The organism is Pseudoalteromonas sp. Angola-30 (assembly GCF_028599215.1).
GTDB classification, from domain to species: domain Bacteria; phylum Pseudomonadota; class Gammaproteobacteria; order Enterobacterales; family Alteromonadaceae; genus Pseudoalteromonas; species Pseudoalteromonas atlantica.
The window spans coordinates 222,767-239,897 of record NZ_JAQREI010000005.1; the positions used below are offsets into that span (position 1 = coordinate 222,767).

Below are 17,131 nucleotides of genomic sequence, written 5' to 3' on the forward strand. Positions count from 1 at the left end.
AATTAAAAACACCATGTTGATAATTTGGCAATAATATTCGTATTAATTGTTTTAAATGATGATAGTAAACTGTACTCATTGGTTACTAGCCTTATTAACAATAAAACAGGATCACACTATGAAATACTTACACTCATTATTAAGCTCTAACGCAGGCATGGCAGCACTTATTTTACGTGTACCCGTTGGTTTAATTTTAGCAGCGCACGGCGCACAAAAATTATTTGCTTGGTTTGGCGGCTACGGCCTTGAAGGTACAGGGCAGTGGATGGCAAGCATTGGCCTTGAGCCTGGCTACTGGCTTGCAATGATGGCAGGCAGCGCTGAATTTTTTGGCGGCATTGCCTTAGCCATTGGTTTATTAACGCGCCCAGCAGCTGTAGTTACGGCGTTTACTATGCTGATTGCGATATTTAGCGTGCACATTAGTCATGGTTTATTTGTAGCAAACAACGGCTATGAGTTCGCACTTATTTTGTTAGTTGCAACGGCTGCACTGGCTATACAAGGGGCAGGTAGCTTATCGGTTGATAACGTAATTGCTAAAAAGTTAGCGAATAAATCGCTGCCTCAGTAGTAATAAATAACAATTCAGTGTTAAAAAAATAGCGGCTAAATTAGCCGCTATTTTTGTATGGGTTAAGCGCTGTTTTATTTAGCACTGAATTTTAAAGAGTAGTTGTATTGCTTTTGCTCTAGTAAATACTCTTTATGGGTACTAGGGCTCCACGAGTCATCGCCGCCAACACCCATATGTTGATGGTCAATATGTACATGTAAGCAATCATCAGCTACCAGCTCATTGGTGTGCTTTGCTTGCGTTAACATGCTTTGTGAGTACTCACTGGCGGCAAACAAAAACGCACCAGTTACGGTTAAATTATTAATGCTAAGTAATTGGCAATCACTACGTACGCCATTATCGGTTGGGAATATATACGGTGTATGTAGCTCATTATATTGTGCGCTGTAAAACCCTAAGCGCGCAGCCGCTTTACGATCTGGATAGTTTTCAAATGGGCCTAAACCAAGCCAATTTACTTGTGTATCGCTTGGTTTATTAAGCGTTGTGCTTAACCCTAAGCGTGGCATGGGCGGGAGAGTATCGTTTAGTTGTACATCAACATTTAAGCTAATTTCACCGGTATTATAAAGTGTATAAAGCCAAGTTGTTTTTGCTTGTACTGCGCCATTAAATTCATAACTAAATACACAGGTAATACGTATATCTAAGGTTGATTGCACTACTTCAAACGAGCGACATGTACGCTGCCACTGCCCAATACCTGCTCTTAACCAGCGTGCTTCCCACGCGTTAGGGTCTAGGTTGTCTACTTCGCTTACGCCTATGTCGTTATCAAGCGGGGCGCGGTAAAAATTATCAACCAATGGGCTTTTAATAACTTGGGTTTGATTGTGCAGCCACTGCTCAATAAGGCCTGATTGGCTATTAAAGACAAGTTTAAAGCTATCGCCTTCAATATTTAGCTGTGTGTTGGTTTCGCTTATATTTAGTGCGCCGTGCGTTGAGGCGTTTGCTAAAGCAGGCGAAAATGTATCAGCGCTTAAACTTTGGCTATTTATAAGCTTAAATTGCTCGGTGTTTAATACATGCTCGGCACTTGCAAAGCTTGAGTCGTTAATCAGTGCAACATCTAAATTAAGGTGATATTGCGCACCTACTTTAAACACCGTCTTTGTATTAATCGTTAGCGTTTGCGTGCTTTGCGGAGAAATATTAATAACCTGCTCGCCTTGCTCTACACATTGGCCATTTTCTATTAACTGCCAAATAAGCTTTTCGTTATCGGTTGCTCTAAATACATAATCGCTAAATACATCAACGGTGTATTGGTTTTGAGTTTGCTCTCGCAGCGTAAATTGTAAATGTTGCTGACTGTATTTAGCTTCAAACAGGCTTGGGTGCGGTGTACGGTCTGGAAATAATAAGCCGTTTATACAAAATTGGCGGTCGTTTAGCTCATCACCAAAGTCGCCACCGTAAGCCCAGTAATGCTTGCCGTTTTTATCTGTTTTAGATAAACCTTGGTCTACCCAATCCCAAATAAAGCCGCCTTGCAAACGCGGATATTCTCTAAATGCTTGCCAGTAATCGTCAAAGCTACCTAGGCTGTTACCCATTGCATGGGCGTATTCACATAAAATAAGTGGACGCGTTTCACCCGGTAGGCTTAACCACTTTTTAATAGAGTATTTAGGTACGGCGTCGTCGGCAACATGGGTATCTACACGGGCATACATAGGGCAAATAATATCGGTTGCGGTGGTATTTGCGCCGCCACCTTCGTATTGCACTGGGCGCGATGGGTCAAAGCTTTTAGACCAGCCGTACATCGCATCGTGGTTGGCACCGTGCCCGCATTCGTTACCCAGTGACCAAATAATAATAGAGGGGTGGTTTTTATCGCGCTCAACCATTTGCGTATAGCGCGACATAAATGCGCCAGCCCACTGCGGATCGCTTGTAAGCCTACCCATAGGAAACATACCGTGAGTTTCTATATTGGCTTCGTCTACTACGTATAAACCTAGCTCGTCACACAGCTCGTAAAAACGAGGGTGGTTAGGGTAGTGAGCGGTACGTACAGCATTAAAGTTATTTTGCTTCATCAGCTTAATATCTTCAATCATGTCGGCAGTACTCACCGTGTGGCCGTTTTCTGGGTGATGCTCGTGGCGGTTAACACCGCGAATAAGCAGCGGTTTGCCGTTTAAGCAAAGCTGCCCGTTAAGCATTTCTACTTTTCTAAAGCCAATGTTGTAGGCTTCTACATCTACAGTGTTGCCTTGCTCATCTAGTAAGCTTACAACACAGCGGTATAAGGTCGGGGTTTCGGCGGTCCATTTTTTAGGGTTTTGTATATCAATTGTTTGAAATACGACATCGCTCCAACCGCCTTTTTCATCAACGCGTTTATTGTTAGTGCTTTGAATCTGTGGCTCACATAGCGCTTGTTCACCATCAAAAACCTGTACGGCTACTTGGTAGTTATTTGGCGCATCTATTGCGGTTTTTACATGTAGCGTTGCATCGCGGTAGCAGGCATCTAAATCTGGGGTTATAAATACATCGCGTATTTGGTGCTGCGGTTTAGTAAGTAAATTAACATCGCGAAATATGCCACTTAGCCACCACATGTCTTGATCTTCTAGGTAACTGCCATCGCTCCAGCGAATAACCATAACCGCAATGCGATTAGTACCAGCCACTAACAGTTTGCTTAAATCAAATTCGCTGGGTAAGCGGCTATCTTGCGAGTAGCCCACCCATTGACCGTTACACCAAAGGTGAAACGCCGAGTTAACGCCTTCAAAAATAATATGGTTACGTTGCGCTAATTGATCCGCCGTAATAGTAAACTCAGTACGGTAACAGCCAGTTGGGTTATCGCTTGGTACAAAAGGCGGATTAACTGCAAAGGGGTATTTAACATTACAATAAATAGGTTTATCAAAGCCGTGTAGTTGCCAGTTAGAAGGCACTGGAATACTTTGCCAGTCGCTGGCGAGTGCCTCACTTAGCAATGACTCATCAACCGCTTCGGGCTTATCAAATAATTTAAAATCCCACTGGCCGTTTAAACTTTGTTTTTGTGATTGTGTGTTGGTAAGGGCATGGTCAACGCTTTTAAAACCATTAAGTGGGCTGTGCGCTTTTATTTGATTAACTTGCACCGAAATAGGGTTTTCCCAATCGCGGCGGTTAATTATGTGCTGTAGTGAGTTCATTCGTGTCCTATTGCATGTGTGGCAATTATAGTGGCTTAAATATAGCTAAAATAGCGCGTTGCGGTTATGCTTAAAGCTCTCTTTTATTTATCCAAAACTATCATTTTAAATTATGCGCAACACCATTGTAGATTTACTCGATATTGGCCCAGAGTGTACAGAGCGGTTTATTGATTTAGCCACGCTTTCGCAAATGCCAAGCCTTGAAATAGAGCTGGCTGGTTGCTCAAATTTATTGGGTGATTATTGTGTTGCACGTACTAACCCGCTTGAACACACTCTGTTTTATACTTTGGGTGGCCAGGGCACGCTAAAAACCATTAATAACCAATATACACTTGCCGAAAATAGCTTAGCTATATTGCCTGCAAGGCAAAGTTTTGAGGTTGAAATAGCGAGCGAAAAGTGGGATGTGATTTGGCTAAACCTTGCAAATACCAAGCGTTGGCAGCATTTAAATTTAGCGCAGGCTAAAGTATTAACTAATCAGCAGTTAGCGCCATTACATTTAGCTATGGAGCTTTTATACAGCGAGGCAAACGCTACTTTGCGCGAAGGCGTAATGCCTATTTTAAGCCACTATTTAAACACTACGCTTCAAAGCGAGCCGCAAATAGGCGGGCAAAACAGATTAACCAGCTTGTTTTTAGAAGTAGAAGAGCGCCTGCAGTTTGATTGGACAATAGAGGCTATGTGCGAACAAGTACATTACTCAGCACCGCATTTACACAGGTTATGCCAGGCACAATTTGGTAAAAGCCCAATGCAGCAGCTTATTTATTTACGTATTAAACGGGCTAAAAACTTGCTACTAAATACCCGCTGGCCGGTTGCCCATATTGCCGCTTACGTGGGGTACCCTAATATATTTAATTTTTCAAAACGGTTTAAAAAATCAGTGGGCGTGTCACCCACTGAGTTTAGAAAAATGAGCATTTAAAAAATAGCTTGGTATAAAAAGCCTGCACCAATAGCCATAGTAATAATGACAAACAAAAAGGCGGCTATCATTTGGTTTTTAAAAATTGATTTAAGCAAAATAACTTCTGTTAAGCTTGCGCCCGCGCTGCCAATTATTAATGCCATTACCGAGCCAAGCGCCATGCCTTTTTTGACCAATGCGGCACTTAGCGGAATAACGGCTTCGGCTCTAATATAAAGTGGAATACCAATAATGGCTGCAATAGGAATGGCATACCACATACCATCGCCCGCATATTTAGCAATTAGCTCGGTAGGAATAAAGCCATAAATAAACGAGCCTATTGCTACCCCTAGCATTAAGTACGGAAACACCTGTTTAAAGTCTTTAAAGGTTGCATGCCACACTTTTATCCAGCGATTAGGCTGCGCTTTTTTAGTAGGCTCTATTGCTTTAGGTTCGCCGCAGTTTGTGGTTGCACAGCTTGGCTCAACTTCTTTAGGCTCACTACAGCTTGGTTTTACGCAGCTACTAGTAGATTCTTTGCTGTAAGCTTCTGGTTTTACATACCTTTCAAAGCCTAGCTTTTCAAGGGTATAGCCTGCTACAACCGACACCACCACAGCCACTAAAAAGTAAAATAAAGCGACCTGCCAGCCAAAGGTAATTACAAATAACCCAATGATCACCGGGTTAAGTAGCGGGCTGCCAAATAAAAATACCATCATAGGGCCAAAGCCCGCTCTCGCTCTTAATAATCCTTTTAAAAACGGAATGGTTGAGCACGAACAAAATGGTGTAATAGCCCCCAATAAAGCAGCAACAACGTAGCCCTTACCGTTTTTTGAACTTAAAATAGATTGAATTTTTTCGGGTGTTATAAATAGCTGTAAGACACCCACTAAATAACTAATAACAATAAATAAAATAGTTAACTCTGTAGCTAAAAAGGCAAACATGCCTAACGCCTCTTTTGCCATTGCTAGCATTTCATTACTCATAACGCACTCCAAAGTACACAAGGTATAACTTACGTTAAGTAAGTTATATTTCGAATTTTATGGAAGTATATTAATGGGCAATAATATCGTCAATACTTTATTTCTAGATATATAGAAGTAATTTTTATGCCCTTGTTTCTAAATGTTTTATTTTTTAACTTTTAAGGTAACTTGCTAATAAAGCTGTATTTAAAGATTCAAATTGTTATTATTTCTAATAATTTAGAAATTACGAGGTTGTAATGGAAATTATCGACGTTGCAAAAGCATTAAAAGAATTAGGCCATCCTACGCGTTTAACTATATATAAGCGTGTAGTTAAAGCAGGGCACACTGGAATTAGTGTTGGCAATATACAAGAAGAGCTAAGCATGGCGGGCTCTACACTTTCGCACCATATATCGGGCTTAGTTAACGCTGGGCTAATTAGCCAAAGGCGCGAAGGGCGCACGCTTTATTGCGTGGCTATGTACCAGCGCTTAGACGATGTAATTGGTTTTTTACAAAACGAATGTTGTGTAGACGAAGGGCAGTAAACTTTTATCAACGGTTTTGCGCGTTGTTTATTGACCTCAAGACGCGTGCGGGTTTAATATGCCGCTGTTCCTAGTTTGTAAAATAGGAACCTACTTTAAATTTAATTAGGTAATGGATGCGCTCAAACTACTTTTTAGTCGTGATACTTCTTGTGCTTGTACACAGCTTTATTAGCTGTGATGCTGCCGCGTATCATTTACAAGAAGAAGTCGATCATGCCTCGCACATTCAGTCTGTGGCCGATACAAACGATGAAGACGCGCAACCACCTACCGAAATTCATGCCCATCAGCATTGCCACTGTGGTTACTACAGTACGATAAATCATTCAATAAGCCCTGAACAAAGCCAGGCCACAAACAATGCTTGTTACAATGGTTTAAATTACCCACCGGATGTTCCGCCACCCAATTTTTATAGTTAGTTTTTAATTTTAAACACTTTGTATATAACTGCCTGCGCCTGTGCGCTACAAGGCTAATTATGTACATATTTAGGTTGCTTAATCGCGCTTGTTTTTAAAATAGGCATAGTGATTAAGCCAACTCTGTTTGTTAAAACGGATATGCTATATGAACAAAAAACTACTTATGCTGGTAGCGCTACTGTGTGCATTACCAACACTGAGCGCTTTGGCAAAAAGCGAGCCTCAAAACGTATTAACGCTAAAGCAAGCGCTTAAAAATACCGAGCAGCAAAACTTACAGCTTAAACGCTACCCGTACCATCAAAAAATATTAACCGCGCTTAAAAGCCAAGCCGCGCTTTCACCTAACCCTGAGCTGAGCTTTGAAGCTGAAAACTTTTTAGGAACTCATGGCTCTCATGCGTTTTCGGGGGCGCAGTACACGCTGGCTTTGAGCCAGTTAATTGAGCTTGGAGATAAACGCCAAAATCGTATTAATTACGCTACTGCAAATATAAAAGCGCAAACAATTGAGTATAAAAATACTCGGTTAGCACTTTTAGCAACCACCGCTGAGCGTTATTACCAAGTATTAAAATTTCAGGCGTTAATTGCACTAAACAGTGAGCGTAAAAACACTGTTAAGCAGGCACTCAACGCAATTGAAAAACGCGCTAAAGCCGGTGCGGTCTCAAGTGCTGATGTAACCCGCATGCGCTATGCGTTAAGCCAAGTAGATTTAAACACGGCCATGCTACAAAGTGAATTTGAGCGCTCTCGCTTAGCACTCAATGAGCTTTGGCAAGAGGAGCAAGTGAGTGATTACTATGCGGGAGATTTATCAAAAATAGCTGCTATTAAAAGTGAGGCAGCGTTACTTGATATGGTAAATACAGCACCAGAATTTGCACTACTACAGCAGCAATACATGCAACAAACTGCCAACTTAGTACTGCAAAAATCAACGGGTCAAAGTGATTTAACCCTTGGTGGTGGTGTGCGATATAACCAGCAAACTGATGCCAGCTCGTTAGTGTTTTCGTTTTCAATGCCGCTGCAATTAAGTAACGCTAATGGCGGTAATATTGAGGCGGCACAGCATCAACTTACGCTACTTAATGAGCAACAAGGGCAATTACGTATTCAGTTACGTAAGCAAATACGCACGCTCTATGCGTATTACCAAGGTAAAGCGGCGCAAGCACAGCTTTTAACACAGCGCGTTATTCCACAAGCGCAAACGCTTATAAAGCAAAGTTTAAAAAGCTATCAACAAGGGCAAATATCGGTATTGCAATTACTCGACGCACAGCAAGCTTTATTTGATTCTAAACGCGCACTTATCATAACGCATAGCGAGCTATACCAAGTGCTCCTTACCCTTGAGCGTTTAACTGGCCAACCTTTAATTGAGACTCAGCAATCATGAATAAAACTCTTATCGCATTATTAATTACGCAATTACTTACACTCCCATTTTTAAGTAGCACGGCTATGGCATCTGATGACAATCACGAAGAAAGTCATGATGATAGTCACGAACAAGGCCATAAAGGCGAACACACACAAAAAGGCCCGCATGGCGGCTTTTTACTAACCAATAACGTCCTTGATTTAGAGCTTAAATTAACCCAGTTTGCCGGTAATACTGAGCTGCGAATATATGGGTTTAAGAACGGTAAAGCCGTTGATATAAACCAGTTAGAGGTAACCATAAACGTGCAGCGTTTAGGTGAAGAGCCACAGCTTATTCGCTTTAAAGCTGAAGATGACTACTTAGTAAGTACCGTGAGCGTAAACGAGCCGCATTCTTTTAAGCTTGATGTAATGGCTCGCTATAAAGGCGCTGAAATAAATTATCATTATGAGCAAGAAGAAGGGCGCACAACGCTAAGCGAGAAAGCAATTGAACGCGCTGGTATTAAAACTGACATTGCAAAAGCTGGTAGCGTTGAGCTAACAGATACTTTATTTGGTGTTATAGCGCCCACTGCGCAGAGCACCGTTGAAGTAATGGCGCCTTATACCGGCTTAGTTAACGATATTTTTGTAAGCATTGGTCAAAGCGTTAAAAAAGGCGAGAAGCTTGCCAGCATAACCAACCGCGAAACCCTACAAAATTATACCATAAAAAGCCCAATTACAGGCGTTATTACCGAGCAATATTTAAAGCGCGGTGAGCTTGCCAGTAGCGCTTTAATGCAAATAGTAAACCTTGAAACCGTATGGGTTGAGCTGTCGGCCTTTCCCGATAACATTGAAAAGCTCGCCATAGGGCAAAGCGCTACAGTGTATGACTTACATCATCATTTAAATGCCCAAGGTGAGGTGTTTTACATAGCCCCAATGATGAGTGGCGGGCATATTGCACGTGCGCGAATCGAACTTAAAAACCCTGATGGCCATTGGCGACCTGGTATGCATGTTAATAGCGACATTAGTACTGCAAAAGTAGATGCGGCTGTACGCGTTAAAGCGATTGCTATTCAGGAATTTAACGGCAAACCTAGCGTGTTTATAAAAAGTGGCAATGTGTTTGAAGTACGCCCTGTAAAACTTGGTGCCAAAAACAGCGAGTGGGTAGAAGTGCTCGAAGGGCTTTCGCCAAACAGTGAGTACGTAACGCAAAACAGTTATGTAATTAAAGCCGATATTTTAAAAAGCGGCGCAAGTCACTCTCACTAGGAGGCAACATGATTAACTGGATAGTTTCGTTTGCGGTTAAGCGCCGCATGATGGTGCTTGCGCTCACACTTTTATTTGCTGGGTTTGGCGTATACAACACACAAAATTTAGCCGTTGATGCCGTACCCGATATAACTAATATACAAGTGCAAATAAATACCAAAGCGCCGGGCTTTACCCCGCTTGAAGCCGAGCAGCGCATTACATATTTGATTGAAACCGCAATGGCGGGTATTCCTAAGCTTGATTATACCCGCTCAATTTCGCGTTATGGGCTTTCGCAAGTTACCGTTATTTTTAATGAAGGGACCGATATTTATTGGGCGCGCCAGCAAATTAGTGAGCGTATTCAAAGTATTCGTTCAAACCTACCAGCCAATATTGAACCAAACTTAGGGCCAATTGCCAGCGGGTTAGGGGAGATTTTTACTTACTCTGTGCATGCAAATAACGGTGCATTAAAAGATGATGGCACGCCATTTAATGCAGAAGATTTACGTACCCTGCAAGATTGGGTTATTCGTCCGCAGTTATTAAAAGTAAAAGGCGTTACCGAAATAAACAGCCAAGGAGGTTTTGAGCGCCAGTACCAAGTAGCGCCCATGCCAGAAAAGCTACTCGCTTATAAGCTCACGCTAAGCGATGTAATCACAGCACTTAAATTAAATAACAGTAACCAAGGTGCAGGGTTTATAGAGCGTTTTGACGGGCAATATTTAGTGCGCTCACCAGGGCAATTAAAAACCATTGATGATATAGCCAATACCGTAGTTGCTAAGCGCGATGATGCACCAGTACGCATTAAAGATGTAGCAAATGTGCGCCTAGGTAAAGAGCTCAGAACCGGCGCTGCTACTTATAACGGTAAAGAAACCGTGCTTGGCACCGCCATGATGCTCATTGGTGAAAACAGCCGCGTAGTGGCAAAAGCCATGGCTGAAAAACTTAAAGATGTACAACTTAGCCTACCAGCAGGTGTAGTGGTTGAGCCTGTGTACGACAGAACAACCCTTGTTGATAAAACCATAGACACTGTAAAAACGAACCTGTTTGAAGGCGCGGTGTTGGTGGTTGTTATTTTACTGCTTCTACTGGGTAACGTAACTGGCGCATTGATTACGGCCATGGTTATTCCGCTTAGTATGCTATTTGCCATTACCGGTATGGTAGGTAATAGGGTGTCGGGTAACTTAATGAGCTTAGGCGCAATCGATTTTGGTTTAATTGTTGATGGCGCTGTAATAGTAGTTGAAAACTGTTTAAGGCAACTTGGCCTTGCGCAACATAAGCATGGCAGGCTACTTACACTAAACGAGCGTTTAAATGTGGTAACCGCCGCCACTAAAGAAGTGTTCAGCCCAGCAGTATTTGGTATTTTAATTATTATGCTGGTGTATTTACCGCTGTTTGCATTAAGTGGTGTTGAGGGCAAAATGTTTCAGCCAATGGCATTTACTGTTGTTGCTGCATTAGTGGGTGCACTTATTTTTGCGGTTACCTTTGTACCTGCCGCTATTGCGGTATTTGTACGCGCTAAGGTAAGTGAGAGCGAAAATGCAGTTATGCGCGGTATTAAAAAAGGCTATAAACCGCTACTTGGTCTATCGCTTAAGTTACCGTGGGTGATGGTTAGTATTGCGGGTGTGCTTGTAATTGCACTTGGCTTTAAAGTTAAAAATATGGGGGCTGAATTTTTACCGCAGCTTGATGAGGGCGATATAGCTATGCATGCGCTGCGCATTACCGGCACCGGTATTGAGCAATCGGTAAAAATGCAAAAAGAGCTAGAGCAAGCCATTTTAGCTAAGCCGGAGGTGGCAAAAGTATTTTCAAAAATAGGTACTCCCGATGTAGCAAACGATCCTATGCCACCTAACGTTGCCGACACCTTTTTAATGTTAAAACCTCGCGATCAATGGCCAAATCCTGCTTTACCTAAAGAAGAACTGGTTAAGCAAATTCGTCATTTAGTTAATGAAGTACCCGGTAATAACTATGAGTTTACCCAACCAATAGAAATGCGCTTTAACGAGCTAATTGCTGGCGTGCGCGCCGATGTGGCTGTGCGTATTTATGGTGATGATTTATCAACATTAAAACAGTTCGGTGAAAAAGCCACAGCCTTGGTACAAAATATTACTGGTGCAACCGATGTACGCCTTGAGCAAATGGAAGGCCTGCCTACGCTTTCGGTTACGCCGCTTCGCGACCACATGGCGCTGCTAGGTTTAACAGTAACCGATATACAGCAAAGTGTAAGTGCTGCTATAGGTGGTGTGCAAACTGGGCTAATTTATGAAGGCGACAAACGTTTTTCGTTATTAGTGCGTTTAGATGAGCGTTGGTCGAGGGATATAACACAGCTTGCGCGTTTGCCTGTAGCTGTGCCAAAAAGTGCTAATCCCGACCTTGCATTTGTACCGCTGGGCGAAGTTGCAAATATTAGTATTAATAAAGGACCTAATCAAATCAACCGCGAAAGCGGTAAGCGTAATGTTGTAGTAACTGCAAATGTAGAAGGGCGCGATTTAGCAAGCTTTGTAAGCGATGCACAAACTGCTTTAAATTCGCAGCTTAATTTACCTAGTGGTTATTGGATTGAATACGGCGGCACGTTTGAACAACTAGAATCGGCAAGTAAGCGGCTATCGCTGGTGGTACCGGTTACTTTATTACTTATATTTGGCCTGCTTTATAGCGCGTTTAATTCACTGCGTGATTCGTTAATTATATTTAGCGGCGTACCACTTGCCCTTAGTGGTGGTGTGCTTGCGTTACTGCTACGCGATATGCCGTTATCAATATCGGCAGGTGTGGGGTTTATCGCGCTAAGTGGTGTAGCGGTATTAAATGGCGTGGTTATGCTGTCGTTTATTAAGCAGTTAAGAGCCGATGGGCTTAGTTTGATAGATGCAATAAAAACCGGTGCGCTCTCGCGCCTGCGCCCAGTACTAATGACGGCTTTAGTGGCGAGTTTAGGGTTTATTCCTATGGCGCTAAATACAGGCACCGGCGCTGAGCTACAAAGGCCGCTGGCAACGGTTGTGGTTGGCGGAATTATTTCATCAACTCTACTGACGCTATTAATATTGCCTGCGCTTTATAAATTAGTGCATGCAAAATTTAACAAGCAACTTAGTTAGTTGCAGCTCAAAATACAACGTAAAAAGCAGCTGAAGTTTCAGCTGCTTTTTGTTGTTAAGTAAACCATGCAGGTTAATTATATTGAAAAAGATTATCCCAGCGCTCATCCAAAATAGTTTTTGCATGATCTAAATTTATTGCGCTATACACATTGTTAGTGCAGGTTACTAAACGCATCCGGGTGAGTTTTTCAAGCGCATCGCTAATTTCAAAGTCGAGTTCGCATTTATACTTTGTTTTAAACCACGCCTCTATTTGCTCATCAAGCGCCTGTGCGCTTAGGCCACTTTCTGATTTTAGTAAAAACGTATAGGCCAGCAGAGCTTCTTTTATGTCTTCTTCTTCGGCGGCGTCTATAAGGGTATGAAAAACACCGGCATTGTTATCTAGATTTTTAAAGTAGAGGTTATCGCTTAGCGCTTTCATAAATTTAATTTTACGGTTTTTAAATTTACTCCACTCTTTAAAAATAAAGCTGCCAAAAACCCCCATTCCAATAGCAAAGGTAATAAAGTGTTGTTGGGTCATTTCTACGGCTTCACTTCTAAAGCCACCCCAAAAAGCAAATAAAGCAAATAACAATAAAATAGATGCGCCAAGCTTAGTGATTAATACCACAGCACCGCCTACTAAAGCCGATGAGCCAATAATCACTTTATCTATAGGGCGCATACGTACTTCGCTATTTGGAAATAGCATTTCAAGGTCGGCTTTGGGTACATTTTGAAACAGCTTAACTATGGTAGAGCTTGGTTCAAACCCTAAAGGCGTTTTATTTTTAGCCTCAAAGTAAGCTTTATCTTTAAAGCGAATAAACACCGCAACGCGGTCGTAATTGGTAAAGTGCAGGGGCTTTTTACGCAAGCCCCAAAAGCTGGTTATGGTTTCAGTGAGTTGTGATTCGCCACGGCGGTAAAAAACCACTTCTTCAAAGTCGTCAAACTTTACCTCAAGGCGTACTTTAAATAGTGACTCTTCGTTGAGTGCATCTTGCAGGTCTTGATGGGTGATCACTTCAAAGTTAGCTGCATTAAGTACCTTAGCAAAATCTTTAGCAAATTCGCGTTGGCACTGCGCTTTTTGATCAGCTGATACTGGCGCTAAAGATCGCGTATCGCTATTAGGATCAAAGGGCGCGTAGTTATTTTTGAGCGACTCAAGTGTTGAATGGTAATCGTAATGGATAAGGCTTGCTAATAAATCGCAAAATTGTTTAAACGATGTTTGCTCTGAGTTGTTTGTGAGCTCAGCGCTGCACATATCAACAATATCTTGTTTTCTAAAGGGAATAAAACGTGCACTTTGCATTTGCTTGACTAATTTGGAAATGAAACTACCTTTAGGGATGTTAATTTATTCCCAATAAAATTGCTAACATATAAATTTACAAATAAATAAATTTTATTGAATCCAAATCACCCCTTCATACGTTGTATACATGTAGCAGTTACATTTTTCTAATTTTTTTGTATTGCAATTTTGATATTATCTTATAAATAATAACTATATTTCAAACTTAACCACTATAAAATCCAGTAAAAAGGTACTGTAAGATGTTATTTTTTTGTATCATTGACTGGATTTTGTAACGATTAGAGCTACCTTTTGGCTAAGCCGCTATTTACTCTCATTAACTATTTAGGAAATTCACTTTGGAAAATATAAGTAAAGCTGTTGTTATTGTCGAACTACTAAGTGATGTCTGGGTTGTTATGGATAATGGAGATTGGGTCAAGGTAGACTCTATACCAGAGCAATTTGCCGACCTGCCTGTGTTAAATAGCAGTGACATTGCGCTAGAGGGGAACGAGCTGGTTTTTTCTGAAGCCAGTGAACAGCTTGTTGTACCTCAAGATATTATTTCACAGCTTGTATCGGATTTAAGCCAAAATAGTACCTTTGACGCCCGCAGCAATACCAGTAGCGTTACATCTTTATCCTCAAGTGATGCTAATGAAGCTCAAGTGGCTTATCAACTTATTGCTCGCCAAGGGCAAGAACTTGTTCCTGAATCAGGCTATGAAACAACACCTACCGAAACAACAGAAGAAGAAGATCCTAATTTTATTGAGTTCAGACCCGACCCTATTTTTACTGTAGGTCAGCTCGGTGGCGATGGTGTGTTTATTAATAAATACGATGCTGTGGCTTTGGAATTTTCCGGTACTGTTGAAAATGTACCCGATGGCTCGTTAGTACAAATAGTTTTAAGTGATAGCGATGGCAACGAAATAATTGTTACAACCGAAGTGCAAGATGGTGTTTGGTCTGTAACAAATATTGATATTACTGCTCTAAATGATGGTGAAGTGACTGCAACGGTTTCTCTTGTAGGGGGCAACGAAGATGATGCAGCCAGTGAAACTAAAGTAAAAGATACTCAAGCAGATATTTTTATTGATTTTGAGGATGGCTTAAACACTAATCAACCAATTGAATTTGAAGGTGAAGTGCAAGATGTGCAAGATGGACAGCTGGTAACAGTGACCATTTTTGATGCGCAAGGTAACCCTATAGCAACGTATGAGGCAACAGTCACTAATGGTCAATGGAGTGTTGGCCCTGAGCCTTTTGCCGATTTACCGGATGGAAATTACACCATACAAGTTAGTACCATTGATGAAGCGGGTAATGACACGCAAACTCAAAAATCATTCTCAAAAGATACTACGGCCATTATAACAATAGACGTTAATGAAACCGAAGATGGCGTAATAAATAACTCAGAAAACGTAGTACAAGTAAGCGGAACAGTTGAAGGTATTGAAGATGGTCAAACAGTCTTAGTAACCTTAACAGACATAGATGGCAATGAAGTGAGTGTTGAGGCTGTTGTTGAAAATGGCCAGTACCAATTAGAAGTCGATATTTCTTCGTTAAGTGATGGAGAGATCACAGCAACCGCGCAAGCACAAGATTTATTAGGTAACGAAAGCACCGCATCTCAGGTTATTTCACATGATAAAACAGCACAGCTCACCGTCGAAATAGACTCAACACAAGATGGCGTTATCAATAGCGAAGAAGAGAGTAACGTAACTGTACGAGGTGTAGTAACTGGTATTGAAGACGGCCAAACAGTGACTGTTGTATTGAGTGACGGTGTTAACCCTCCAATTACATTAACGGCAATCGTAGTTAATGGCAGTTATGAAATAGCCGGTGTTGATATTTCATCGTTAAATGATGGCACTATTAGTGCAAATGCAACTGCTCAAGATATTTCAGGAAACCCAGCAAGCGCGAGCGATGAAGCGCAATATGACAGCTCTGTTGCAACAAGCATAGTGGCACAAGATATTGATGGGGTTATTAATAGCGCCGAGCAAAATAATGTACAACTTAGTGGCTCGGTTACAGATATTGAGCCAGGCCAATTAGTTACCGTTACTTTTACGGATAGTAATAATCAGCAAGTAGTAGTAACAGCTGAAGTTGATGCTGATGGGAATTGGCAAATTAGCGGTGATATTGAATCTTTAGCTGATGGCGAAATCTCAGCGCAAATAAGTATTTTTGATGCAGCTGGGAATGAGGCCACTCAAGAGGTTACTTTTTCAAAAGACACACAAAGCACGCTAACACTTAATATTGATAAAACTGAAGATGGCGTTATAAATGGCAGCGCTGAAAACACCGATATTTCGCTTAGCGGCATAGTAAATGGTGTTGAAGATGGCCAAGAAGTTACCATTATATTTACAGACTCATTAGGCAATGAAGTGGTTGTTACCGCAATTGTTGAAAATGGTAATTACGCGCTTTCAGGTGTGGATATTTCTGCACTTAATGATGGCGATATTTCGGTATCAGCAAGTGTGCTTGATACGGCTGGAAATACCGCAGTTGCAGACGATTCTTTTGAAATAGATAACAGCGCATTAATAACTGCATCAATAGATAAAACAGATGATGGAGTGATTAACGGGCAAGACGACGATCTTCGCGATAATGTTAATACAGCAGAAAATGCAGGTGTGGTTGTACGCGGTACTGTAGAAGATGTTGAAGATGGCCAAATAGTTACTGTAACGTTGAGCGACGGTATTAACCCTCCGGTAATTACTCAGGCTGTAGTTCAAAATGGTCAATATGTTACAGAGCCAATGGACGCAACAGGCTTAAATGATGGCACGATGGTCGCTACTGCAGAGGTTACTGATGCAGCAGGTAACCCTGTTAGTGCACAAGATAATGTTGAAATAGACACAACGGCAGCTATAACAACTAGCATTGATAAAACGGCTGATTCGGTTATTAATGGCAGTAACGAAAACCAAGAAATTGTAGTGCGTGGCACCGTGAGTGGCATTGAAGATGGCCAAGTTGTAACTATCACCCTAAGGGATGGTGTAAACCCAGATATAGCTGTGCAAGCAATTGTACAAAATGGTGAATATGTCACAGCTCCTATAGATGCAAGCTCTTTAAACGATGGCGATATTGTGGCAAGAGCCGACGTCTCTGATTTAGCTGGCAATGAAGCCACAGCAAGAGACACCGTTGAAATAGACAAATTAGCAGACATTACAACCAACATTGATAAAACAGCCGACGGTGTTATTAACGGCAGCGGCGAAAGTGCAGCCATTGTTGTACGCGGTACTGTAGAAGATGTAGAAGATGGCCAAATAGTTACTGTAACAATAAGCGATGGCGTTAACCCTGCGGTGACTACAACTGCAA

The 17,131-nt window shown here is 41.7% G+C and carries 11 protein-coding genes; 8 read left to right on the forward strand and 3 right to left on the reverse strand.

What is annotated here, in order from left to right; genetic code table 11:
• The first annotated feature begins 118 nt into the window (after positions 1–118).
• On the forward strand, positions 119–577 hold the full coding sequence (locus PSH54_RS09600; protein ID WP_273606024.1) for a DoxX family protein: 459 nt from the start codon (positions 119–121) through the stop codon (positions 575–577).
• A gap of 74 nt (positions 578–651) precedes the next feature.
• On the opposite strand, the gene PSH54_RS09605 is transcribed toward PSH54_RS09600, so the two are convergent.
• Positions 652–3,750 (reverse strand): beta-galactosidase, encoded by a 3,099-nt coding sequence (locus PSH54_RS09605; RefSeq protein WP_273606025.1) that lies wholly within the window; start codon positions 3,748–3,750, stop codon positions 652–654.
• A gap of 112 nt (positions 3,751–3,862) precedes the next feature.
• On the opposite strand from PSH54_RS09605, the gene PSH54_RS09610 reads away from it, so the two are divergent.
• Positions 3,863–4,690, forward strand: a complete 828-nt coding sequence (locus PSH54_RS09610; protein WP_273606026.1) for an AraC family transcriptional regulator — start codon at positions 3,863–3,865, stop codon at positions 4,688–4,690.
• Here PSH54_RS09610 and PSH54_RS09615 read toward each other — a convergent pair.
• On the reverse strand, positions 4,687–5,673 hold the full coding sequence (locus PSH54_RS09615) for a permease (protein ID WP_273606027.1): 987 nt from the start codon (positions 5,671–5,673) through the stop codon (positions 4,687–4,689). The genes PSH54_RS09610 and PSH54_RS09615 overlap by 4 nt on opposite strands.
• A gap of 242 nt (positions 5,674–5,915) precedes the next feature.
• Between PSH54_RS09615 and PSH54_RS09620 the strand changes: the two genes are divergently transcribed.
• The 5 genes from PSH54_RS09620 to PSH54_RS09640 all read left to right on the forward strand — a co-directional run bounded on the left by PSH54_RS09620 (position 5,916) and on the right by PSH54_RS09640 (position 12,444).
• Positions 5,916–6,209 (forward strand): ArsR/SmtB family transcription factor, encoded by a 294-nt coding sequence (locus tag PSH54_RS09620; RefSeq protein WP_024033207.1) that lies wholly within the window; start codon positions 5,916–5,918, stop codon positions 6,207–6,209.
• Positions 6,210–6,325: 116 nt separating this feature from the next.
• On the forward strand, positions 6,326–6,634 hold the full coding sequence (locus PSH54_RS09625; protein ID WP_004586064.1) for a hypothetical protein: 309 nt from the start codon (positions 6,326–6,328) through the stop codon (positions 6,632–6,634).
• Positions 6,635–6,782: 148 nt separating this feature from the next.
• Entirely contained in the window at positions 6,783–8,045 is a 1,263-nt protein-coding gene (locus tag PSH54_RS09630; protein ID WP_273606028.1) for a TolC family protein, read from the forward strand.
• On the forward strand, positions 8,042–9,301 hold the full coding sequence (locus tag PSH54_RS09635) for an efflux RND transporter periplasmic adaptor subunit (RefSeq protein WP_273606029.1): 1,260 nt from the start codon (positions 8,042–8,044) through the stop codon (positions 9,299–9,301). Before PSH54_RS09630 ends, PSH54_RS09635 begins: the two co-directional genes overlap by 4 nt.
• 8 nt (positions 9,302–9,309) lie before the next feature.
• Positions 9,310–12,444 (forward strand): efflux RND transporter permease subunit, encoded by a 3,135-nt coding sequence (locus tag PSH54_RS09640; RefSeq protein ID WP_064384705.1) that lies wholly within the window; start codon positions 9,310–9,312, stop codon positions 12,442–12,444.
• Between the two features lie 73 nt (positions 12,445–12,517).
• Here the strand turns inward: PSH54_RS09640 and PSH54_RS09645 are convergent, their stop codons facing one another.
• Positions 12,518–13,753 carry a TMEM143 family protein gene (locus PSH54_RS09645; RefSeq protein ID WP_273606030.1) on the reverse strand — a complete coding sequence of 412 codons (1,236 nt, stop codon included), beginning with the start codon at positions 13,751–13,753 and terminating at the stop codon, positions 12,518–12,520.
• A gap of 344 nt (positions 13,754–14,097) precedes the next feature.
• On the opposite strand from PSH54_RS09645, the gene PSH54_RS09650 reads away from it, so the two are divergent.
• The coding region (locus PSH54_RS09650; protein WP_273606031.1) for a beta strand repeat-containing protein at positions 14,098–17,131 on the forward strand (3,034 nt) is incomplete at its 3' end.

Bases quoted from the DNA above. Each gene is read 5' to 3' on its own strand.
- PSH54_RS09605 (WP_273606025.1), bottom strand. From the start codon at position 3,750: ATGAACTCACTACAGCACATAATTAACCGCCGCGATTGGGAAAACCCT.
- PSH54_RS09610 (WP_273606026.1), top strand. From the start codon at position 3,863: ATGCGCAACACCATTGTAGATTTACTCGATATTGGCCCAGAGTGTACA.
- PSH54_RS09615 (WP_273606027.1), bottom strand. From the start codon at position 5,673: ATGAGTAATGAAATGCTAGCAATGGCAAAAGAGGCGTTAGGCATGTTT.
- PSH54_RS09645 (WP_273606030.1), bottom strand. From the start codon at position 13,753: ATGCAAAGTGCACGTTTTATTCCCTTTAGAAAACAAGATATTGTTGAT.
- PSH54_RS09630 (WP_273606028.1), top strand. From the start codon at position 6,783: ATGAACAAAAAACTACTTATGCTGGTAGCGCTACTGTGTGCATTACCA.
- PSH54_RS09600 (WP_273606024.1), top strand. From the start codon at position 119: ATGAAATACTTACACTCATTATTAAGCTCTAACGCAGGCATGGCAGCA.
- PSH54_RS09625 (WP_004586064.1), top strand. From the start codon at position 6,326: ATGCGCTCAAACTACTTTTTAGTCGTGATACTTCTTGTGCTTGTACAC.
- PSH54_RS09640 (WP_064384705.1), top strand. From the start codon at position 9,310: ATGATTAACTGGATAGTTTCGTTTGCGGTTAAGCGCCGCATGATGGTG.
- PSH54_RS09620 (WP_024033207.1), top strand. From the start codon at position 5,916: ATGGAAATTATCGACGTTGCAAAAGCATTAAAAGAATTAGGCCATCCT.
- PSH54_RS09635 (WP_273606029.1), top strand. From the start codon at position 8,042: ATGAATAAAACTCTTATCGCATTATTAATTACGCAATTACTTACACTC.